Here is a 21413-nt window from a genome sequence, read left to right as displayed (position 1 = left end):
GAAGCGCTGTTGGCGCTGGGGCTGTTCGTGTTTATCGTTTGGTGGACCATGTTTTCTGGCAGGAAGCCGGACCAGCGGGGCCAGAGAAACCAGCAGGCCCGGTCCAAAGACGAATCCGGCAAGTAGTTAGTGGAGGGTACGGGGCAGGGTCAGCACGAATTCCGGTATCGCCGCTTCAAAACGGGTGCCGTCTTCAGCCACGCAAAAATACTCCCCGTACATAGTGCCGTGCGGCGTGGTCAGCGTGGCGCCGCTGGTGTACTCGAATTGCTCGCCCGGCTGCAGCAAAGGCTGGTGCCCGACCACCCCAAGTCCATGGACTTCCTGGACCTGGTTGCTGGCGTTGGTAATCACCCAATGCCGCGAGATCAGCTGCGCCGGGATCGAGCCCGCATTGCGGATGGTAATGGTGTAGGCAAATACATACTGCGACTTGTCCGGATCCGACTGCTCCTCAATGTGGCGACTGGCCACTGACACCTTGAATTCGTATGTTGCCATCTCGCTCTCCACTGGATTTTGAACTTCATTGCGCGACCGATTCCACACGAAATCGGTTTGCCTGACAAGTCATCATTCGTACCGGAGGGGTAAAATGCGGGATCGTTCCGAACCATTCCGCACCCCATGACCACCTACCGCATCGCCCCAAGCATCCTGTCTGCCGATTTTGCCCGCCTGGGTGAAGAAGTGCGCAATGTCGTCGCCGCCGGCGCCGACATCATTCACTTCGACGTGATGGACAATCATTACGTGCCGAACCTCACGATCGGCCCCTTGGTCTGCGAAGCGATCCGCCCGCACGTGCAAGTGCCCATCGACGTCCACCTGATGGTCAAGCCGGTGGACCGCATTATCCCGGACTTTGCCAAGGCCGGCGCCAACATCATCACCTTTCATCCCGAAGCGTCCGAACACATCGACCGCAGCCTGCAGCTGATACGCGATAACGGCTGCAAGGCCGGTCTGGTATTCAACCCGGGAACGCCGCTGCACTACCTCGACCATGTGATGGACAAGCTCGACATCATTCTCATCATGTCGGTCAATCCCGGATTCGGCGGGCAATCATTCATACCCGAGGCGCTGACGAAGATTGCAGCGGTCCGCCAGCGCATCGACGCATCCGGGCGCGAGATCATGCTGGAAGTCGATGGCGGCATCAAGGTGGATAACATTGCCCAAGCCGCAGCAGCCGGAGCCGACACCTTCGTGGCCGGCTCGGCCATTTTCGGCAAGCCCGATTACAAAGCGGTAATCGACGCCATGCGCAAGTCGCTCGCCGCAGCGTGAGTTCTGCAATCGCCAGTGCCCTGCAGGGAATCAGGGCAGTAATTATCGATCTCGACGGCACCATGATCGATACGGCGCCGGACTTCCACGTCGCCATCAATCGCATGCGCGCGGACATCGATATGGCGCCGGTGAGCTCGGATGTAATCATCCGCTACGTCGGCAAGGGCACCGAAAACCTGGTCCGCAGCATCCTCGCCCTCGAGACGCCTGCCGACCAGCTGGAAGCAATATTCCCGAAAGCGCTGTCGCGCTACCAACATCATTACCAATCCATCAACGGCGACTACAGCCGGATATATCCGGAGGTCGGGACCGGGCTGGACGCCATGCGCGAGCAGGGCTTGCGGCTGGCGTGCGTCACCAACAAGCCGATTGACTTCGCCCGGCCATTGCTTGAAAAAACGGCGCTGCTCGGATATTTCGAGCTCGTCTACGGCGGCGACTCGCTGCCGCGCAAGAAGCCCGACCCCTATCCGATGCTGCAGGTTTGCCGCGATTTCATGCTTGAGCCTCACCAGGTGCTGGCGATCGGCGATTCGAGCAACGACGCCCAGGCGGCGCGGGCCGCAGGCTGCAAGATTGTCATCGTGCCGTACGGGTACAACCATGGGCTGCCTGTACAAACGATTGATGCCGATGGTATAGTCGAAACCTTGTACCAGGCTGCGGGATTGCTTGCTGCTCCTGTTCCTGCTCCGCTATAGCCAATGGCCAATGGCACACCGCCGCTGCAATCGGCAACAACACGACTATTCAATCATTCATGTTCTCGTTTTCCAAAGAACGTCTTCTGCCGGCCCCGGGGGCCTGGCTATGGCGACGCTGGCAATCCTGGTCCAACTGACCGATTTGCCTGCTGCCGCCGCTCGTCCGTGACGGCAGTTTTCTTGGAAACCCCCGCGCCCCTTACAATAGGGCTCCCCGGAGAGAAGCATGACCGAACTCGAATTCAAATCGCTGGCCACGCAAGGCTACAACCGTATTCCCCTGATCGCCGAGGCCTTCGCCGATCTCGAAACGCCGCTCAGCCTGTACCTGAAGCTGGCGCAATCGCAAAACGGCGGCAAGAACACCTTCCTGCTTGAGTCCGTGGTTGGCGGAGAGCGCTTCGGGCGCTACTCGTTCATCGGACTGCCCGCAGGCACCCTGCTGCGCAGCACAGGAAACACGACCGAAGTCCTCAGGCAGGGCAATGTTGTCGAAACCCACGAAGGCAATCCGCTCGAATTCATAGAAGAATTCATGGCGCGTTACAAGGTCGCGATCAGCCCCGGCATGCCGCGCTTCTGCGGCGGCCTCGCCGGCTACTTCGGCTACGACACCGTGCGCCATGTTGAAAAGCGGCTCGCCAACACAGCGCCGCCCGATGACCTGCACCTGCCCGAGATCCAGTTGCTGCTGACAGAAGAACTGGCCGTCATTGACAACCTTTCCGGCAAGCTCTACCTGATCGTCTACGCCGACCCGACCCTGCCGGAAGCATTTTCCAAAGCACGCCAGCGGCTGCGCGACCTGCGCGCCATGTTGCGCCGCGCGGTCGAGGCGCCGGTCACCTCGGCGTCAGTACGCACCGAAACCTCGCGCGACTTCGCAAAAGTCGACTATCTGAAGGCAGTAGCCAAGGCCAAGGAATACATCATGGCCGGCGACCTGATGCAGGTCCAGATCGGCCAGCGCCTGCGCAAACCCTACGTCGACTCGCCGCTGTCGCTGTACCGGGCACTGCGCTCGCTCAATCCATCGCCGTACATGTATTTCTACAACTTCGGGGACATGCACATTGTCGGCTCGTCCCCGGAGATCCTGGTGCGCAACGAAGCGATGCCAGACGGCCACAAGAAAGTGACGATACGCCCCCTCGCAGGCACCCGGCCGCGCGGCGAAACGCCCGAGCGCGACACTGCACTGGCGACCGAACTGCTGGCCGACCCCAAGGAAATTGCCGAACACGTGATGCTGATCGACCTCGCCCGCAACGACATCGGCCGCATCGCCGAAATCGGAAGCGTCAAGGTGACCGACAAGTTCATCATCGAAAAATATTCGCATGTGCAGCACATCGTGTCGAACGTCGAAGGAACGCTGAAGCCGGACATGTCCAACCTGGACGTACTGCGCGCCACCTTCCCGGCCGGGACGCTGTCCGGCGCACCGAAAGTCCGCGCGATGGAGATCATCGACGAACTCGAACCGGTCAAGCGCGGCATCTACGGCGGCGCCTGCGGATATCTGTCCTTCGGCGGCGAAATGGACCTGGCGATCGCAATTCGGACCGGCGTCATCAAGGACGGCGAACTTTACGTACAAGCAGCAGCGGGAATCGTTGCCGACTCAGTACCGGAGATGGAATGGCAGGAAACCGAGAACAAGGCGCGCGCTGTGCTGCGCGCTGCCGAGCAGGTGCAGGACGGACTGGACGGGGGGATCTGAAATGCTGCTGATGATCGATAACTACGACTCGTTCACCTACAACCTGGTGCAGTACTTTGGCGAGCTCGGTGAAGACGTACGCACCTTCCGCAACGACGAAATCACCTTGCAGAAAATTGCACAGATGAACCCGGCGCGAATCTGCATTTCGCCTGGCCCCTGCACGCCGCATGAAGCCGGCGTCTCGGTGCCCGTCCTGCACGAATTCGGCGGCAAGATTCCCATCCTTGGCGTCTGCCTCGGACACCAGAGCATCGGCGCTGCCTATGGCGGCAAGATCATTCGCGCCAAGCAGGTCATGCACGGCAAGACTTCGCCGATCTGGCATACCGGGGCCGGCGTCTTCAAGGACCTGCCCAGCCCCTATACCGTCACCCGCTACCATTCGCTGGCGATCGAGCGCGAAACACTGCCGGCCTGCCTGGAAATCACGGCATGGACCGAAGACGGTGAAATCATGGGCGTGCGCCACCGCGAATTCAACGTCCAGGGCGTGCAGTTCCATCCGGAGTCGATCCTGACCGAGCATGGCCACCAGCTGCTCGAAAATTTCATCAAAGGCGCCTGATTCCCGGGTGTCTGATTCCAGATTCCCGGTTCCGGTTTCAGCGCAATTTGCGAGAACGAAATGTCCATAACACCACAAGAAGCCCTGCTGCGTTGCATCGATCATCGCGAGATATTCCACGACGAAATGCTGTCGCTTTTCCGCAAGATCATGAGCGGCGAAATGTCGCCGGTGATGATCGCCGCCCTGACCATGGGGCTGCGGGTGAAAAAGGAAACAGTCGGCGAAATTGCCGCCGCAGCACAGGTGATGCGCGAATTCGCCACCAAGGTGCCGGTCAGGGACAGCGAAGGGCTGCTTGACATCGTCGGCACCGGCGGCGACGGCGCCAACACCTTCAATATTTCCACGGCGTCGATGTTCGTTTCCGCTGCAGCAGGCGCCCGGGTTGCCAAGCATGGCGGCCGCAGCGTCTCGTCCTCTTCCGGCAGCGCCGATGTGCTCGAGGCATTGGGCGCCAACATCAACCTGAAACCCGAGCAAGTCGCGCAGTCAATCGAAGAAACCGGCATCGGCTTCATGTTCGCGCCGAATCACCATGCCGCCATGAGGCACGCCGCGCCGGTTCGCAAGGAACTGGGCGTACGCACGATCTTCAACATCCTCGGACCACTCACCAATCCGGCCGGCGCGCCAAACATCCTGATGGGCGTATTCCATCCCGACCTGGTCGGCATCCTGGTACGCGTGCTGCAACGACTGGGCACCAGGCACGCGGTCGTGGTCTGGGGCCGCGACAACCTGGACGAGGTATCGCTGGGCGCCTCGACAATGGTGGGCGAACTGGTTAACGGCGAGATCCGCGAATACGAGATCCATCCTGAAGATTACGGCCTGCAGATGGTTTCGACCCGCAATTTCAAGGTCAACGGCGCCGGGGAATCCAAAGCCCGGGTCCTGGAAGCGCTGAACGATGAGCCCGGACCGGTGCGTGAAATCGTCGCCCTGAACGCCGCCACCGCACTATATGCAGCGAACGTCGTTCCCTCGATCGAGGCAGGACTGGTGAAGGCGCGTGAAACGATCTCCTCCGGCGCCGCCTTGCGCAAGGTCGAGCAGTTCGTACAAACCACACAACGACTCGGCGCCGCCTGACATGTCCGATATCCTGAAAAAAATCCTCGACGTCAAAGCAGACGAAGTGCGCGCCGCCAGCAAGCGGCAAGATCTCGCAAGCCTTCGTCGTGACGTGGAAAGCAACCGCGAAGCGCAACAATCGGTGCGCGGTTTTGAAGCATCCCTGCGCGGAAAGATCGCCGCCGGCAAAGCCGGCGTGATTGCGGAAATCAAGAAAGCATCGCCATCCAAAGGCGTGCTGCGCCCGGACTTCCGGCCCGGCGAGATTGCAGCCAGCTACGCCGGCAATGGAGCGGCCTGCCTGTCAGTCCTCACCGACGTCCAGTTTTTCCAGGGCTCGCCTGATTACCTGAAAGAGGCGCGCGCCGCCTGCGCACTGCCGGCGCTGAGGAAGGATTTCATCGTCGACATGTACCAGGTCTACGAAGCCCGCTCGTGGGGAGCCGACTGCATCCTGCTGATCGTGGCGGCCCTTGATGCCGGCCTCATGGCCGAACTCGAAGCCTGCGCGCATGAGCTGGGCATGGGCGTGCTGGTCGAGGTGCATGACGACAAGGAGCTCGAATCGGCGCTGCGCCTGAAGACTGCCCTGCTCGGCGTCAACAACCGCAACCTGCGCACCTTCGAAACATCGCTGCAGACAACGATCAACTTGCTGCCGCAAATCAGCAAGGACAAGCTGGTGGTGACCGAGTCGGGAATACTGCAGCGCGATGACGTGACCCGCATGCGCCAGGCTGGCGTACATGCGTTCCTGATCGGCGAAGCCTTCATGCGCGCCGACGATCCGGGCGCCGAACTGGCCCGGCTTTTCGACTGACAGCCCTGCGTGGCGGGCCGGTCAGCCCTTGCTGGCCAGCCAGGCCGCACGCAACTTCACAGCGCTGGCGGGCTTGGTCGACGGCGTCAGTTCAAACTTGGGTGTATCGTCTGCGGCCACGATGAGTCGCTTCTCCATCAGTTCATCGCGGCGGAATGCATGCACCGTCACGGTGTCGCCGACCCGGTAGCGCCCCAGCAGCGTGTCCAGGTTACCGGCAGTGACGCGCAGTCCATCGATCGCTACCAGGATATCTCCCGCTGACAAGCCCGCCTGATGCGCAGCGCCGTATTCGTACACAGCCGCCAGCTTGCAGTCGTTTCCTTCCTTGGCCGTGCGCGCCCCCAAGCCAGGTTTCGCCTTCTTTCGACCGTCTTCAATCCCGATCCCGAAAGGCTCGAGCAGATCGGCCAAGGGCACATCCTCCGTGCCATGAACATGGCGCGCCAGGAATCGCTTCAGCGAGAAACCGGCAACTTCCTCCAGCAAGGCCTCCACCACCGATTCGGTCACGCCCTGCCCACCGCCGGACGCATAGAACTCGCGCCCAAAGCGATCCCACAGCGCGCGCATCACGTCATCCAGCGACCTCTTGCCGCACGTGCCGGCGCGTATCGTCAGGTCCAGCGCCAAGCCGATCAGCGCGCCTTTCGCGTAATAGCTCACCACCGCATTGGTGGCGTTCTCGTCCTGACGGTAATACTTCACCCAGGCATCGAAGCTCGATTCGGCCACGCTCTGTTTCTTGCGGCCACTGCCGCGCAGGACGTTGTTGAGTGTCTTGCTCACCAGTTTGCAGTAGGCGGCCTCGTCAATCAGGCCGCTGCGCACCAGCATCAGGTCGTCGTAGTAACTGGTGAGGCCCTCGAACAGCCATAACAGCGAGGTGTAGTTCTCGACCCGCAGGTCGTAGGGAGCGAACGCGGCCGGCTTGATGCGCTTCACATTCCAGGTGTGGAAATACTCGTGGCTGCACAAGCCCAGATAAGTCCGGTAACCCTCGCTGATTTCCTTCTGCCCTTTGACCGGAAGGTCGTTCCTGGAGCAGATCAGCGCAGTTGACGCGCGGTGCTCCAGGCCACCGTAGCCGTCACCCACCGCCAGCGTCATGAACACATAGCGCTTCATCGGCGCCCGCTTGCCATGCGGATCGAACAACGCAATCTGCGTCTCGCAGATCTTGCGCAAGTCCGCTGCCAACCGTGCAAGGTCCAGGTTGGGCACCTGTCCGGTGATGACGATGTCGTGGGCTACGCCGTGGGCCCGGAAAGTGGAGAGCGCGAAGCTGCCCATTTCGACCGGATGATCGATCAGTTCGTCGTAATCCGCCGCGATGTAACTGCCGAATCCATAGCGCTTTGCCTTTGCTTCCTGCAGCGAAGTCGCGACCCGCCAGGCGGCATACTGCTCGCCCTCCGGCGGCAATATCTCCACCAGGTGCGGTTCATTCTCCTGCCCGCAAACCTGCAGGAAAACGCTGGTGCCGTTGAAGAATCCATGGGTCTGGTCCAGATGCGCGGTGCGCACCGACAGGTCCCACGCATAGACCTCATACTGCACCACCAGCGGCCCGTCGCACGGCGCCGCCTGCCATGTATGCTTGTCGACCTTGCGCAGCGCGACCTTGCGGCCCTGGCACTGCGCCTGAATGCGCACGATATTGCGCGCGAACTCCCGGATCATGTAGCTGCCGGGTATCCACGCCGGCAGCATCAACTGCTGGCCCTCACTGGCCGGTCTATCTACCGTCAGGGTGACGAAGAACAGATGGGCAGCCGGATCGCCGGGGACAATCGAATAGCGGACAGCGTTTTTCATTGCCTTACTTCACCGTGGCAAGCCTGGCTTCCAGTGCTTTCGCGTCCAGCGCACCCGCGGCACGAGTGCCATCCGCGAAGAAGATCGTCGGCGTACCCGTGATCTTCAGCTTGCGTCCGAGTTCATACACACGCTCATTCGGCGTGGTGCAACCCTCGGCAGCATCAGGCGCCGCTTTGCCGGACAGCATCCAGTCGTCCCATGCCTTGTTGCGGTCCTTGCTGCACCACACATTGCGTGACTTGACATTGGAGTCTTCCGACAGAATGTTGTACAGGAAGGTATAGACGGTGATGTTGTCGACGTCTTGCAGCGTGCGCCGGAAGCGTTTGCAGTAGCCGCAGTTAGGATCTTCAAAAATCGCGATCACGCGCTTGCCGTTCCCCTTCACTGTTTTCAGCGCGGACTCGAGCGGCAGGTCGGAAAACTTGACCTTGCTGATTTCCTCTATCCTTTCACGGGTGAAGTCGCGCGAGGTCTTCGCATCAAGAATGCGGCCCACGAAAATGTATTTCGCCTGGGCGTCGGTGTAGAAAATATCGTTGCCCACCCGTATCTCGAACATCCCCGAGTACGGGGTTTTCTTCACCGTTTCGATTTTTGCCTCATTCCCGATATGGGATTGGACCAACTTGCGCACGCTGGCCTCCTGCGCGGTCTCCGCCATCACGGAAAATGAAGCCAGCGCCAGCAGCACTGCCAGCAGCATCCCCGGCAGCAGCGCCGGCAGGGTACGAATCGATTTTGTCATTGCATATTCCATTGAAAATTCAGAACGAACCCATTGCATGGGTAATCAGGCGACGCTTGATGAACGGCAGCCGATCCAGCACATCCATTCCCAGGTTGCGCAATACCCGCACCGGCTCCAGGTCGGCCGAGAACAAGCGTTCCAGGCCATCGGTGGCCAATTGCATCAGCAAAACATCTTCCTTCCTGGCACGGGCATAACGCCTCAGCAACCGCTCGTCGCCGCAGTCGCGTCCGGCCTCGCGTTCGGACAGGATCCGCATCAGCGCGGCGACATCGCCAAACCCCAGGTTCATGCCATGGCCGGCCAGCGGATGCACCGCATGCGCGGCATCGCCGGCGAGCACCACCCGCGGGGCAATCATCGACTCGGCTTTCAGGAACATCAGGGGCACCGCCTGCACCGCTTCCGGCTGCAATGGCGTAAGGCGGCCCACCATCTGTCCCGGCAGCTGCGTCAGTGTCTCTGCCAATAATGACAGCGGATCCCGCATGATCTGCTCCGCCAGTGCGTCAGGCGCCGACCAGACCAGCGAAACCCGGTTGCCGGGCAACGGCAGCAGCGCGACGATGCCCTGCTTGTCGGTGAACCACTGCTGCGCAGCGCCGTGATGAGGAATCTCGCATTCGAAGTTGCATACCACCGCCTTCTGGCCGTAGGGCCGGTAGGTGATGCCGATGTCGCATTGACCGCGCACCCAGGACTGGCGGCCATCGGCACCCACCAGCAGGTCGGCATGGATGCTGCGACCATCCTGCAGAGCAACCATTACCGCAGCTGCATCGGTCTCGATGCATTCCGCCAGGCCGTCTACCACCGTCAGCTTGGGCGCGAAGCGGACCGCGCCATCGAGCGCCCGCTCCAGGTTGCTGTCTTCCACAATCCACGCCAGTTCCGTCGCACGCGCGCTATAAGCGTCAAACGAAAGCTTGCCAGCGCGAGCGCTGTCGCCATGCACGACCATCGATTCCACCGGTGCCACCCTTGCATGATCGAGCGCGTCCCAGACCCGCAGTCCGGAAAGCAGGTCTCTCGCAATGCGGTTAAGAGCGAAAACACGGGTGTCCCAGGAGGCAGTTTCCTGCCGCTGCGGGCCAGGAGGACAAAGGAGAACGACCGACAAGCCCGATTGGGCCAGGCCGACGGCCGCTGCCTTGCCAATTGCACCGTTGCCCACGATGCAGATGTCGCATTGGTAATTCATTGACTGATTGCGCCGCTTGGATGCCAGAGATGTAGCGCTCATTATAGCTGCATGGTTTAGAGGAATTCTTCATGAGGGCTTTGCACAAATGAATTACCTTTGCTATACTTGCGCCCCTTGGCCTGGTAGCTCAGTCGGTAGAGCAGAGGATTGAAAATCCTTGTGTCGGTGGTTCGATTCCGCCCCGGGCCACCAAGAGAATCAAGCACTTAGCCCACCCCTAGCCGGTGGGCTTTTTGCTTTCTGGGGTCCGTGTAATCGCCATGTACTCAAATTTTGGGAATGCAGGCGCTCACGGGCGGGCGGCTTTGCCTGTTCTTGGTCTGTTCTCAGCCGTCGATGGGGCGCCTCTCTGGCCATCAACCAAGCGCCGCTCGAGGATGTGACGCCCCCCCCCCCAGCCGCCGCTAGTCAAGGGTTGTTCGGGGAGTATGCAGCCGATCCGCAACAGTGTTAGCCCGATCGGCAATCCAGCGGTTATATAAACGCCGGCTGAGGAGAACAGCCTGCTCATCAAGCAGACCGGCTTGCTCAAGTTGGTGTAACCCGATGCAGACCTCCATGGCCTCGACTGCCCAGGCCTGCCCCAGAGGGGCGTCAATCAGAGCCTCAGCAAGAAGGCGCCTTGTTGCTTCGAGAAGGCGGGGAATTTGTGCGGCGGTCATATTTTGAGCGATTTTCAGAACGACGAGCTTCTACGGTGATCAAAACTGACAATACGCTGAAATTCATTTACTGACTGTTACAGATTTTGGCGAACTTCTGTGATATTAGTAAAAATACATTGCTAGTAAGGTAGTCGAATGGACAGAAATGGCATTCTGGTTGCTACTTTACCCATCGCTCATTCCGCGGCATGCGAAGCGCTTGCGGGAACGTACCCTGTGACATTCGCGGAAACGGTCGAACAAGCATCTCGGCTGATCCGAAGCCGACGCTTCCAGCTCATCGTGGTCACGCTCCAGTTTGACGACAGTCAACCGTTTGAATTGCTTCCTGCGGCCAAAGACTCGGGAACCCCAATCATCCTGGCCAAGCTATTAGTCAGCGTTTTACCAGCGGGGACTATCGCAGCGGCGTTTCGCTCCGCACGTGTCCTTGGTTTTGATGGGTGCATCGATCTTCAATTAAGCGAACGGACATCGGGTCGGGATGAGGCAATCAAGCAATTCCGCGATCTGGTGATGTCGCTTGCATTACCCCGCAAGGTCTAGCCTGGGAGATTTCGACTCCCAAGTTCCGAACTGCCCTCTTCGCTATATCCACTCTTCTTCATTGCTCCCTCGCGTTCGCATGGAGCTATCTTCTTAAATTATTCGTAGTCGGAAAATCCCGGGGCAGGTCAGCGGGTTGGACTTCCTTGCTAGTGTGGTAGATTCCACAACGGAACTTGGCACGAGCCAAGGTGGATTGCCAGTGAAGGGATCGTAACGTGATTAAGTTGAGCGCCACACTCATTCTGCCGCTCGTCCTATGGGGATGCGCCTCTCACACTGGTGTTGTCTCCATGGGGCAGGACACCTTCATGATTGCGAAGCAGCAGGCGACTGGCTTCCCGGGCCCTGGCAACATGAAAGGCGAAATCATCGCCGAAGGATCAGCCCACTGCTCCAGCCAAGGAAAATCGTTCCGAATCTTAAACATGCAAGAGTCTCAGCCGCCGTACATCCTGGGAAATTATCCTCGGTCGGAAATTCAGTTCATGTGCATACCGAAGGACGATCCAGATCATCAGCGTCCTAAGCTCGTGCAATCACCCAATGGGATCATCGAACAGAAGAAGTGATGCGGCAGCAGGGGGGGCTTGAATGAAATCCATACTTATTGCCGCATCCATCGCCTCACTTTCCGGTTGCGTGTTTGAGGACGACAACGCAAAGCCTAAGTATGGAAGTACCGGCTTGGCTGTCAACTGTCGCGCCTACGTTCAAATCGTGATCGACAGCTACCGCATGAAGCAATATTCTGCCGACGAATCTTTCGCTGGGCTGGAAAGAAACTGCGGGATGAATGGACGCGCCTGGAGGGATAGGCGCGATTGAGGTGATCCGGCACGCCACCATGCCGACAACGAGGAGAGATAAGAATGAAAACAACATCCGCAATACTGTTGGCACTTCTGGCGTCGTCAACCTTTGCCGCTGACGTGCAGCATCAAGGCTATGTTCGCAATCATGGCACCTACGTGCAGCCGCACATGCAAACCGCGCCGGACAGTTCACGCCTGAATAACTACAGCACTCAGGGCAACGTGAACCCTTACACCGGCCAAGCTGGGACCGTGAACCTGTATCCATCCTATCAAGCGCCCGCTCCACGGCCCGCGCCGAACAACTACCAGCCTCCGCAGCGCAGTCGCTTTTAAAAACGCTCCTTAAGCCCCTGACCGGAGGCGGCACAACCGTCGGATGGTGCTACGCGGACGCTCGGCTTCAATGCTTCTTAACCTGCCACTCTCATCAGTGCCGGGTGAGATTCCCCGCCCATGTGCGACAACCTATGTACATAACAAATATCAGATCAAGTCAACGATGCGGCATGGGCTTTACTGGACTCAATGGGAGGGGCAGCACACAGTCCCCACGCCACAAGGTCCACGGGAATCACGTGGTTGAACGAGCATGGCTTCGATTCCGACTGGGTAGAAAAGCAGCTGGCCCACGGCGACACCGATCCGGTCAGGGCCACATACAATTTCGCGACCTACATGAACGGCCGGCGGAAGATGATGCAGGAATGGGCGAATTGGCTAGACGCTCTTGCCCAAGACCGTTTCTCACCAGGTACCGGGCTTCGACATTGATGTCCCAGGTATAGGACTGGGCAGCTGAGATGCTGCAAGCGCCTCCTGCGTTATGGATAACGTGGCCATCGCCCAACGCTTAAGCTGGGCGTTAGGCGGACGCACTTTCGCGTCCCCTGGAGTGACCAAAATGATCTTCTTCTGCAGCTTCTTTATCAGACGAAGCGACTCGGATAGGTCGCTGTCATTCGACACGATCACCGCACATTCATACTGGTTGCTCCATGCGTCGTTCAAAGCATGAACCGCCAAGTTGACATCTGACCCTTTTTCCTCGGTCTTGAGCACCTCGGCGAATCTTTGATTTCCTACGGGGTTGGCTAGGGCCATCTTGACTGTCGACGACAGGAAGTGCCCATGATGGACCTTCACTTCCTTGACGTGCGCTCTTAGCGCGTTCAAGTACGCTTGCTGACGTATTGCTACCCCTGGATCATTGGGCCGAGGAGACACGTTAGCGGTGTAGTAGTTGATTGCGGCAATCTCGTGGTGAGGCTGAAGAACTTCCCTGAAGAGGGTCAGCAGATCAAGCCACTTGTATGGAGTGCCCTTCAGAGCACCGTAGTAGAGATTGAAGCCGTCGATATAGATTGCTGTTTTCATCGCCCCAAAAGCAAAAGCCCCTCTAGAGGGGCTTTGCACTCATCAATCGAAATTGATGAGGGAGTAGTGACTTAAATTCTACCCTCGATCCGCCCCCTATGTCAACCTCGAACTTACTCCATTTGTTGCAAGGCGTAAACACCCGGCGCCTCCTCAGGCACTTCCGTTCTTCTTTTCAACATCGCCTCCACTTGCATCTCCTGAGGCTCCGCCGCTCCCGCCGCACACCCCAGCAGTTGCTAGGGTGAGGAATACTAGGCCTGCTGACAAAGCAGCTTGGAAGCTGAAGTAGAGATTGGCCGCCGAACCAATTAGGCCAAATGCGACTAAGACTGCGCCCGTGGTCGTGCTCGAAGACAGCTTCGCCCCAAGGAGGGCCAGGGTTAGAGAACCTCGACCTGCTTGTGCGCTCTTCCCTGCGACCGTACAAATCGCGACGCCGCCTAACACAGAGAGTAGACAAAGAATTTCCGCAACGAAGAAAAACGCAAAGACCCACCCCACCTCTTTCTCCTAGTAGATGCCCGGATCAAAATCTATGCGCCCGTCGAAGCGCGCTTCCGAAAAAAGTCGCATAACGATTTCCTTTTGGAAATGTTTCACAAATGATATAGAAGCCGGATCTAAATGCAATGCCGTAAAACGATCGTTTTCCAACATCAACGTAAAGCAATGAAAATAGATGTTAATAAATTAGGGGTTGTATTTTCCAACGGTGGCGCATATACTGACACCGTTTTCTAACGGGCTGGGAGACCTAAATGACAATGACGACCCTAGAAGAACAGTTCGGCGAGCTGATGACGCTGGACGACATCGCCACTCTTTACAAATGCAGCCGTAGGCATGGGCGAGACGTAATCACGAAGCTGGTTGGCTTCCCGGACCTAGCGCCCGGCTCGTCAACGTTCCGCCCGCGCTGGCTGACCGCTGAGGTGCGAGCGTTCCTGCATCGCAAATCCTGAGGAGGGCATGGCAATGGCAACTTTCGGCTACGGCAGGGTCAGCACCAAAGAACAGACCACCGCTAACCAACGCCTGGAGATCGAGCAGGCCGGCTACCAGGTTGATTATTGGTTTGCGGACGAAGGGGTGTCGGGAAAGATGCAGGCCAGCGCCCGCCCACAGTTCGCCAAGCTACTCCAGCAGGTCAGGGACGGGGAAACCCTGGTCGTGGCAAAGCTGGACCGGCTGGGCCGTGACGCGATCGACGTGGGCGGGACTATCAAGACGCTCGCTGCCCGCAACATCAAGGTCGTCGTTCTCCAGCTTGGCAACCTCGACCTGACCAGCGCAGCCGGCAAGCTCATGCTGACGATGCTCAGCGCCGTGGCCGAAATGGAGCGGGATCTGCTGGTGGAGCGGACACAGGCCGGATTGGCTAGGGCGAAGGCAGAAGGCAAGCGCCTGGGCAGGCCGTCCAAGACCAATGGGGAGCAGCGCCAACAGATAACAGCTGACTACGCTGCCGGCGTCTCAGTCAGCGAACTGGCCCGCCGATTCCAGGTGTCCCGCGCCAACATCCTAGGCATCGTGAAGCCGTAACGGTCATTCGGCAGTAACACCCAGCGACTTCTATTCGCCCAACCAAGCGCATAGCCAACCGGATATGGCCTGCCGCGGACCATGTAAAACTGCAGAACCCAATCGCAGGGCAGGGCTACCGACCAAATACCAAGGCTCGCTTCGGCGAGCCTTTTTCATTTTTGAAAGGGAAGACTTCGTATGTGTAGCCCCCTCTTTCTACAGATGACTGACAAGAAATGGGGCTTTGGCAGCACATTGCCCTTTTGCAATGCTTGGCGCAGACTAAGGGCCTTCCAACTGGACGGAGGCTAGAAAATGCGTTTCAAGCGTAGTGCCAGTGCCACCCTGATTGTGGCCATGCTCGCAGGATGCTCCACCGCCTCAAAGGACATTGTTGCCACCAATGTCTCCCCCATGCAGTACGCGAACTACGACTGCGAGCAAATCCGGCTGGAGATGATCCGCGTTTCTAACCGCGTCAATGAAATGACCGGCAAGCTGGACAAGAATCGCGAGAATGACAACATGGTTGCCACCGCTGGTGCGATTCTGTTCTTCCCGGCCCTATTCTTCTTGGGCGGGACGAAAGAGCAGGAGGCGGAATATGCTCGGCTGAAGGGCGAATACAACGCCTTGGATCAGGTGTCGATTCAGAAGAAGTGCATTGCTGGCGCGACTACGACTGCAGCAGCCCCCGCCGATCCGAACATGGTGAAGGCCGTCGCCCCGGCGACGGAAACGACGAAGCCGTCCGGGAACTGACTATTGGAGCGTCACGCCAGGCGGTCGGCCCTGCTCGGATAAGCAGGGCTGGCCAGCCTCGGAAAGAATGAACTGCCTAGCCTGCGCAAAGCTGTCCAGATAAGGAACTGGTGGCGTCCAATTCATGGAGCGCAGTTGCTCATCCGCCCCGTCCAAACTTTCCCGCAACGCCTGCGCCACAAAGGGATTAGCCCTCAAGGCGTTAAGCAGTACTGCGACGGCGGTCTGACAGACCTTCGCTGCGCCTGCCTCCGTCCAAATGCTGTGCGCCATGCCTTCTACGTTCCTGCGCAACTCTTGCACCTGATCCTCCAGATCTTTGATGCGCTTGTCCTTACCTGTGTCGTCCATGATTCACCCTAAGCCGCTATAGGCTCGCGCCCCGCCTCGATGAGCCGTTGCACGTCCTTGGGATCGAACCGCAGCTGCTTGCCAATGCGGATCGAGGGCAGGGGCAGCCGGTGGACAGTTGAATGCGAAACGTCCAGCTTCGCCGCTACCTCTTGAATATCGAGAAGCGCACCAGTCCGCAGCTTGGTTTCCGCAGACTGAGCCTTTGCTGCCTTCAATTCGTCCATGGTCCCTCCTACCATTTAATCAACCCCTTGTTGATCGCCGAGCCGCCCAGCATTCCACCAAGCCCCATGAGGCCACCAAACATATTGCTTGATGCCATATTCGCCGCATTGGTCGCGCCAAGTTGGGCGTTGTACCCGGCCTGCGCTGCGCCCAACATGTCCGGGCCTGCAGTGGTGGCCTGCTGGGGGACGCTGGAGAATGTCGGGTTCGTCACCTGAGAGCCCGTCCGCAACGCGTTCAGCTCATTGAGGGGCTGATTGCGAATAGACGAAGCAATCTGCATGGTCTGCGGCGCGGTATTGATCGCGGCGACGTTGGCTTGCTGGTAGGCGTCATTGCGGCCATTGTTGAAGTCGCGCGAGGCGTTGGCGTATGCCTCAGTGCCCGGTGCGATGCCCTGATTGGCAAGTTGCGCCTGCATCTGCCCTTCGCGCTGCTGCCATTGCGGATCAAGGCGCGAGGTGTAGGACTGGTACGCCTTGTCCTGCACATCCTGCACGCTGCCGAAGTCGAACGGGTTGGACTGTGCATCCGCGACCCTGCCAACAGCTTGATCCTGCAAACCTGCCAGGCCGAGGCTTGACTTGTTCTGCTGGTCGAATAGCTGCTGCTGTTCAGGCGAGAAATTGACGTTGGCCGACCACATGTCCTGATCGTTCGGGTCTTGCGAGTAGTTCAGGTTCCCGTATGGCGTGTTGTAGTCCACCCGGTTCGCCTTCGTGCCGAGGCGGGCCATATCCAGATTGCCGGATGCGGTTTCCTTCGCTGCCCCGGCGTAGTCGGGCGGGGGCGGGGCTGAGCTTTTTGCTCCCATCTGCATTCCTCCTGAAAGCGGCTAATGCCGTGTGGTCAATCGTAAGTCCTAACTATGAAGCGAACCTTCACGCCTCTCATTTTGGGCATCGGTTGTCCCAATTTCCTGCGAGTTTTGGGACAGTTGCAGCGCCTCTCCCAGCACTCGGTAAGCTTCGCTTCTGGAGATTTCGAAACGGGCCATAAGCCGCTCCCTGGCTGTCGCCCTGGACACTTTCAAGTCCAGGAGTCGCCTGGCGTGCGCAATGCGTTCCCCGCGGTCGACCAGCCTCATGCCGTGGTCAGCGCCCACCCGCAGAACAACCTCCCGCACCTGCTGCAGCACGGACGGATCTCCGTCTATGCAGTCGAGCTGTTGCAGGATTTGGTGGATGGCGGATATGCGCAATTCACACCTCGTAGACCTTTAGCGACTTGAGCAGCCGCCGAAACTCTTTCATCTCGCTGACGACTGCTGCCGACCGTTGGCCGTGCTTAGTGGCGTTCATTGCTGCGGCTGCCTTTCCTTGCGGCGTTGCCGGACCGGTCGATTTTTCCCACGGCTTCCAGTCCCGTATCAACTCCGCTTGTCGCTCCCGCTCCTCCAGAGTCCAATGTCGCACTGCGGCTCTCCATTAAAAGTTCGTTCGTTGAGGTCACGTCTTTTTCCTCCGCGCGGGGAGGTGATGGCATCGGCTCGCTGCCGTTATTCACCTGCTGCTGGCTTGCGATGTTGGCCTGTCGAATAAAGGTGGCGGACTTCGGGTGCTTCAGATCACCCAGCGCCTCTACGGTGGTTCGGCACTGGCTTTGCGCCTTCAGAGCCATGCGCATGTACATGTCGGCCGCAGGTGGATATTTGCCCATATTTGCAGCCGCTCGCCTAGCCAAGCTATGAAACATGTTGTCCAGCACGATGGCGTGGCACGACAAAATCTCCTCCGGCCGGGAAAGGTCTCCGGCTTTCACTTGGTCGGCGATCCGCTGGAACTCCCCGAGCATGCCGTTCGAGTCGCTTTGATCGGAAAGTGGCTGGAAGACGTGCATGGTGTCGACCGCGTTGATGTTCGGCTCGATTAGGTACCGGGAAAACGCGGCCCCTTTGGTTTCCCCCTCTCCCGCCTGCAGTTGGATAACGGGCTTGCCTGGTTTGGCCGGCTCATCTGCAGACGGCCTGTCTGACTTTTTTAGGCGTGACATAACTCGATCTGATTTGCTCATTGCATTGCCTCCTCGTTGCTAAAGGGATCGGCGAGGCCGTTTTGTCTGCACCAGTCAGTCAGCCGAATAAATCTGTTTTCAGCGGTCTGCTCGTAGCCGTTGCGGTGCGCATCGGCCAGAACAGTCCAGTAGTTGACGAGGCCGGGGTTCGCGCGGGTGTCGGCCTTTGCCTGCTCCACGTCCTCCGGAGTCCAGCCGTAGCGGTTGGCGATGTAGGCAAAGTCCTTGAGGAATTGGCGGGAAACGTTCATCGGTCGGCCCAATCCTTCCCGTCAGATTCCGGAATGCGCACTTCGACTGTCAGCCCAGCCAGTGTGAGGCGCTTGGCCAGAGCGAATGCCGCCGCCTGCCCGGTAAAGCTGTTGTCGTTGTCGCCGGCAATCAGTACGCGCTCGACGCCGGCCGGGGGAACCCAATCCTCCAGCAGTTGCGCCGTGGTCGCTGCCCAAGTTGGGACGCCGAACCGGGAAAACGCCGCTAACGCCGTTTCAATGCCCTCGGCGATGCCCAGATGTGTGCCGACATCCGAAAGCCTCACAGCGGCCTGATTTAGGGGCTTGCCGGGCATAATCTTCTTCACCTGGCCGACCGGCGCCTTTGTTCCGGCGTCCGTTAGGTAGGTTCGATGGATCGAAACGCCATTGCCGGCTGGATCACGCAATCTGGCCACCATCGCGGGAAAGACGCCCAGATCTTTGCCATCGTTGTCCCGGTATCGCAGCGCCGGGTGGAAGCGTAAGTCGGCAGGAACGTCCTCAATGCCGACCCGGGCGTTCAGGTATCGCCACACTGGGTCCCCGCGCGTTACTGCCCGGCTTTGACTCCACACATTGCGCAGCGCCTTGAGCTTGCTTTCCTCCGAGCGCTCCGCCTTGACCGGCCCAGCCTGGATCGTCCCAAGGACGGCATCGACCTCTTTGGCCGCCTTGCTGAACTCCCATCCGTGCAGGTTGCGGAGAAGGGCAAAGCCGTCCCCGCTGCCGCACTGCGAGCAGAACCAGGTTCCACGCCCATCCTTGTCATCGAACCGGAACCGATCCTTGCCGCCGCAGTGCGGACAAGGTCCATGCTTATTGCGCAGATGCTTCTCGTCTATGCCAAGCGCTTGCAAGATGCCCGGCCAGCGTCCGATGGCTTCCCTAGCCGTGTTTGGCCTATGCAGCATGGCTGGCCTCGCTGGTCTTGGAAGTCTTGGCGTGTCTGATCTGCAAATGCCTCAAGAAGCCATGCACCTCGGGTGTCGGCTCCATTGCCACGTCCTCTAGCCCCCGAGGCCATACGCCGAAATATTCGCGATACTTGTGCGAGATCCAGCCGTCGCGGTACCCCTTGCTCGCCGCAATGGCAAGCAGCTGCGAATAAAACGCCTGCTTGTCCATCTTCGAGGGCTTCTTGCCTTTTTTCAGCAGGACCAGGTCGCCGTCGATCACTTCGACGTTTGCCCGGACTGTAGGCGCGAAACCGCAGACAGGGCATTTGTGAACGCGGGCCGGCTTGACGTATGCGCAAGATGGGCAGGCTTTCGGCAGCGCTGGTTCTGACTTGTCCCCGCCAGCCTTTTGCTTCGACGTCCCATCGTCAAGTTCGAGCGGAAACTCGTCAGTTGGGAAGCCGAGCCGGGCGACCGTGCCTGAGTGATCCAGAATCAGCGCCCTGGACTTGGTTTCATGCGGGCGCAAAACCCTCCCTGCCATCTGGATGTAGCGGATCAGTGAGCGGGTCGGGCGAGCCAGAATCAGCGTGCAGCAAGCGGGAAAATCCCAGCCCTCGCACAGGATGCCGACATTGGAGACAACCCGCGTCTCCCCGCTTTCGACACGGCGCAGGATCGCTTCCCGCTCGGCATCCTCGGTGTGGCAGTCGATATGCTCGGCCCGAACGCCGGCGCCGCAGAACCGATCAACGATGTGCTTGCTGTGCGCAATGTTCGACGCAAAGCAGACCGTAGGTGTGTCGTTCGCCAGGCGCAACCAGTGCGAAACGATGTCGCCCACCAGCTCGGGTTTGTCGACAGCCCGACCGACATCCGTTTCCGAGTAGTCCATTTCGCCCCAGGCATTGCGGGATTGCTTAATCCCGGTCATGTCCGGCTCGGATGGCGCGTAGATGTCGCAATCGACCAAGTAGCCGTCGGCGATCAACTCAGGAATCGTCGCTGCAATAACCATTCGTTCGAACAGGGCACCGGACAGCTCGGCGTAATGCTTGCCTAAGCCGCGGGCGTAAGGCGTCGCGGACAACCCGATGACCGGGCATTTAGCCGCTGCGATGACTTGCCGGTAGTCCTTCGAGCCTGCGACCGTGTGCGCCTCATCGATGATCAGCAGATCCACGTCCGGCAGTCCCCGGCGCGCCACTGTCTGAATCGACGCGACAAGCACGTCCTCGTAGACCTGCCGTGTATTCGCTCCCTGGATGATTCCGTGCTCGATGCCGGACTTGCTGAAGCGCCGCGACGTTTGCATGACCAAGTGAACCCGGTTACACAGGAAGGCAATCCGCTTGCGCTTGAGTCGGGCGCCCTTGACCAGAGCCATCCCGATTTCGGTCTTGCCGGACCCAGTGGGCGAGTTCAGCAGAACCCGGCTGTGCCCCTCAGCCAAGGTTGACCTGAGGTTTTGGACCGCGAGCGCTTGATATGGGCGCAGCACTAAGTCGGTTAAAAGAGTCTTACCTTGGCTTGGGGCTTTTGTGGGGTTGCTTTGCGATGCGAAGCGAGGGGTTTTGACGTTAACCTCTCCTCTTCTTAGAGTCACCTCAGTGGCTTGCAGGACGCTCGCATCTTGTGCGAGCTCAGTTGCTTGCAACGTGCTAGCAACATGCGTGCAGCTTATGATCGTCTCAATGGCTAGCATACGAGGAACCCCGCAGCGACAAGCGCATCAAGATCGATGTTTGTACAAGAAAGTTTCCGCTCAAGGAATGCAACATCGAACGGCACTTTGCCCGCATGCTGACTTGCATAGAGCCACAACAGCAGGAGGTGGCCTTTTGCCGCATCCGGGAGACCGCAGAACTCGTAATCATCCAAAAGGGTTCGATGCAGCTTGATCCAGGGCGGGCTGCGCTTTTTGTAGTGCTGGAACTGTTCCCAGTTTTTGACCTTGAGGAATTTCATGCCGCACCCCCCAACTCGAAGGAGAGCTGCGGGCTGGTGGAGTC

26 protein-coding genes and 1 tRNA gene are annotated in these 21413 nt (G+C 59.1%); 14 read left to right on the top strand and 13 right to left on the bottom strand.

Annotation, left to right across the window (positions count from 1 at the left end; translation table 11 throughout):
• Positions 1–126: 126 nt before the first annotated feature.
• Positions 127–501 (bottom strand): Co2+/Mg2+ efflux protein ApaG, encoded by a 375-nt coding sequence (gene apaG, locus FVE66_RS14465; RefSeq protein ID WP_151448141.1) that lies wholly within the window; start codon positions 499–501, stop codon positions 127–129.
• A gap of 126 nt (positions 502–627) precedes the next feature.
• Here apaG and rpe point away from each other — a divergent pair, with 126 nt between their 5' ends.
• From rpe to trpC, 6 genes are all read left to right on the top strand, one after another.
• Complete coding sequence (rpe, locus tag FVE66_RS14460; RefSeq protein ID WP_151448140.1) at positions 628–1293, top strand: ribulose-phosphate 3-epimerase; 666 nt, start codon at positions 628–630, stop codon at positions 1291–1293.
• Positions 1290–2000: a phosphoglycolate phosphatase gene (locus FVE66_RS14455; protein WP_277753168.1), complete on the top strand. Its 711-nt coding sequence runs from the start codon at positions 1290–1292 to the stop codon at positions 1998–2000. Before rpe ends, FVE66_RS14455 begins: the two co-directional genes overlap by 4 nt.
• Before the next feature lie 229 nt (positions 2001–2229).
• Positions 2230–3726, top strand: coding sequence for an anthranilate synthase component I (gene trpE, locus FVE66_RS14450; protein ID WP_151448139.1), 1497 nt, complete (start codon positions 2230–2232; stop codon positions 3724–3726).
• A 1-nt stretch (position 3727) separates the two neighbouring features.
• Positions 3728–4294, top strand: a complete 567-nt coding sequence (locus tag FVE66_RS14445; protein WP_151448138.1) for an aminodeoxychorismate/anthranilate synthase component II — start codon at positions 3728–3730, stop codon at positions 4292–4294.
• Between the two features lie 60 nt (positions 4295–4354).
• A complete protein-coding gene (gene trpD / locus FVE66_RS14440; RefSeq protein WP_151448137.1) occupies positions 4355–5389 on the top strand; it encodes an anthranilate phosphoribosyltransferase in 1035 nt (344 codons plus the stop codon).
• A gap of 1 nt (position 5390) precedes the next feature.
• Positions 5391–6191: an indole-3-glycerol phosphate synthase TrpC gene (trpC, locus tag FVE66_RS14435; RefSeq protein ID WP_151448136.1), complete on the top strand. Its 801-nt coding sequence runs from the start codon at positions 5391–5393 to the stop codon at positions 6189–6191.
• 21 nt (positions 6192–6212) lie between these two features.
• Here the strand turns inward: trpC and FVE66_RS14430 are convergent, their stop codons facing one another.
• The 3 genes from FVE66_RS14430 to FVE66_RS14420 are packed head-to-tail and all read right to left on the bottom strand — an operon-like array spanning position 6213 to position 10006.
• A complete protein-coding gene (locus FVE66_RS14430) occupies positions 6213–8009 on the bottom strand; it encodes a M61 family metallopeptidase (RefSeq protein ID WP_151448135.1) in 1797 nt (598 codons plus the stop codon).
• A gap of 4 nt (positions 8010–8013) precedes the next feature.
• Entirely contained in the window at positions 8014–8760 is a 747-nt protein-coding gene (locus FVE66_RS14425; RefSeq protein WP_241673227.1) for a DsbC family protein, read from the bottom strand.
• A gap of 19 nt (positions 8761–8779) precedes the next feature.
• Positions 8780–10006, bottom strand: a complete 1227-nt coding sequence (locus FVE66_RS14420; protein ID WP_241673226.1) for an FAD-dependent monooxygenase — start codon at positions 10004–10006, stop codon at positions 8780–8782.
• 77 nt (positions 10007–10083) lie between these two features.
• Here FVE66_RS14420 and FVE66_RS14415 point away from each other — a divergent pair.
• From FVE66_RS14415 to FVE66_RS14395, 5 genes are all read left to right on the top strand, one after another.
• Positions 10084–10159, top strand: a tRNA-Phe gene (locus tag FVE66_RS14415).
• 608 nt (positions 10160–10767) lie between these two features.
• Positions 10768–11178 (top strand): hypothetical protein, encoded by a 411-nt coding sequence (locus tag FVE66_RS14410; RefSeq protein ID WP_151448134.1) that lies wholly within the window; start codon positions 10768–10770, stop codon positions 11176–11178.
• Positions 11179–11405: 227 nt separating this feature from the next.
• Entirely contained in the window at positions 11406–11750 is a 345-nt protein-coding gene (locus tag FVE66_RS14405; protein ID WP_206668767.1) for a hypothetical protein, read from the top strand.
• Positions 11751–11772: 22 nt separating this feature from the next.
• On the top strand, positions 11773–12006 hold the full coding sequence (locus tag FVE66_RS14400; protein ID WP_151448132.1) for a kynureninase: 234 nt from the start codon (positions 11773–11775) through the stop codon (positions 12004–12006).
• Positions 12007–12050: 44 nt separating this feature from the next.
• Positions 12051–12329: a hypothetical protein gene (locus tag FVE66_RS14395; protein WP_194164394.1), complete on the top strand. Its 279-nt coding sequence runs from the start codon at positions 12051–12053 to the stop codon at positions 12327–12329.
• A 411-nt stretch (positions 12330–12740) separates the two neighbouring features.
• Here FVE66_RS14395 and FVE66_RS14390 read toward each other — a convergent pair whose 3' ends face one another.
• On the bottom strand, positions 12741–13370 hold the full coding sequence (locus FVE66_RS14390) for an NYN domain-containing protein (RefSeq protein ID WP_151448131.1): 630 nt from the start codon (positions 13368–13370) through the stop codon (positions 12741–12743).
• Positions 13371–14131: 761 nt separating this feature from the next.
• Between FVE66_RS14390 and FVE66_RS14385 the strand changes: the two genes are divergently transcribed.
• The 3 genes from FVE66_RS14385 to FVE66_RS14375 all read left to right on the top strand — a co-directional run bounded on the left by FVE66_RS14385 (position 14132) and on the right by FVE66_RS14375 (position 15659).
• Entirely contained in the window at positions 14132–14335 is a 204-nt protein-coding gene (locus FVE66_RS14385) for a hypothetical protein (protein WP_151448130.1), read from the top strand.
• 13 nt (positions 14336–14348) lie between these two features.
• Positions 14349–14915 carry a recombinase family protein gene (locus FVE66_RS14380; RefSeq protein ID WP_151448129.1) on the top strand — a complete coding sequence of 189 codons (567 nt, stop codon included), beginning with the start codon at positions 14349–14351 and terminating at the stop codon, positions 14913–14915.
• A gap of 297 nt (positions 14916–15212) precedes the next feature.
• Entirely contained in the window at positions 15213–15659 is a 447-nt protein-coding gene (locus tag FVE66_RS14375) for a hypothetical protein (RefSeq protein ID WP_194164393.1), read from the top strand.
• On the opposite strand, the gene FVE66_RS14370 is transcribed toward FVE66_RS14375, so the two are convergent.
• From FVE66_RS14370 to FVE66_RS14330, 8 genes are all read right to left on the bottom strand, one after another.
• Complete coding sequence (locus FVE66_RS14370) at positions 15660–16010, bottom strand: hypothetical protein (RefSeq protein ID WP_151448128.1); 351 nt, start codon at positions 16008–16010, stop codon at positions 15660–15662. It abuts the gene before it with no gap.
• Positions 16011–16018: 8 nt separating this feature from the next.
• Positions 16019–16237, bottom strand: a complete 219-nt coding sequence (locus tag FVE66_RS14365) for a helix-turn-helix domain-containing protein (protein WP_161993279.1) — start codon at positions 16235–16237, stop codon at positions 16019–16021.
• Between the two features lie 8 nt (positions 16238–16245).
• Entirely contained in the window at positions 16246–17052 is an 807-nt protein-coding gene (locus FVE66_RS14360) for a hypothetical protein (protein WP_151448126.1), read from the bottom strand.
• A 473-nt stretch (positions 17053–17525) separates the two neighbouring features.
• Complete coding sequence (locus tag FVE66_RS20515) at positions 17526–18251, bottom strand: hypothetical protein (protein WP_241673225.1); 726 nt, start codon at positions 18249–18251, stop codon at positions 17526–17528.
• Positions 18248–18502 carry an alanine racemase gene (locus FVE66_RS14345; protein ID WP_151448123.1) on the bottom strand — a complete coding sequence of 85 codons (255 nt, stop codon included), beginning with the start codon at positions 18500–18502 and terminating at the stop codon, positions 18248–18250. The genes FVE66_RS20515 and FVE66_RS14345 overlap by 4 nt, the downstream gene beginning before the upstream one ends.
• Positions 18499–19416: a DUF7146 domain-containing protein gene (locus tag FVE66_RS14340; protein WP_151448122.1), complete on the bottom strand. Its 918-nt coding sequence runs from the start codon at positions 19414–19416 to the stop codon at positions 18499–18501. The genes FVE66_RS14345 and FVE66_RS14340 overlap by 4 nt, the downstream gene beginning before the upstream one ends.
• Positions 19406–21106 carry a DEAD/DEAH box helicase gene (locus FVE66_RS14335; RefSeq protein ID WP_151448121.1) on the bottom strand — a complete coding sequence of 567 codons (1701 nt, stop codon included), beginning with the start codon at positions 21104–21106 and terminating at the stop codon, positions 19406–19408. Before FVE66_RS14335 ends, FVE66_RS14340 begins: the two co-directional genes overlap by 11 nt.
• The gene (locus FVE66_RS14330; RefSeq protein WP_151448120.1) at positions 21100–21369 is read right to left on the bottom strand and encodes a hypothetical protein; all 270 of its coding nucleotides are present in this window, start codon (positions 21367–21369) and stop codon (positions 21100–21102) included. Before FVE66_RS14330 ends, FVE66_RS14335 begins: the two co-directional genes overlap by 7 nt.
• Positions 21370–21413: the final 44 nt, after the last annotated feature.

Origin of the sequence: Lacisediminimonas profundi (genome assembly GCF_008831265.1) — a bacterium.
Classification (GTDB): domain Bacteria; phylum Pseudomonadota; class Gammaproteobacteria; order Burkholderiales; family Burkholderiaceae_D; genus Lacisediminimonas; species Lacisediminimonas profundi.
Note: the sequence above shows the minus strand (reverse complement) of the source record. Positions and strands in the feature narration are given on the sequence as shown.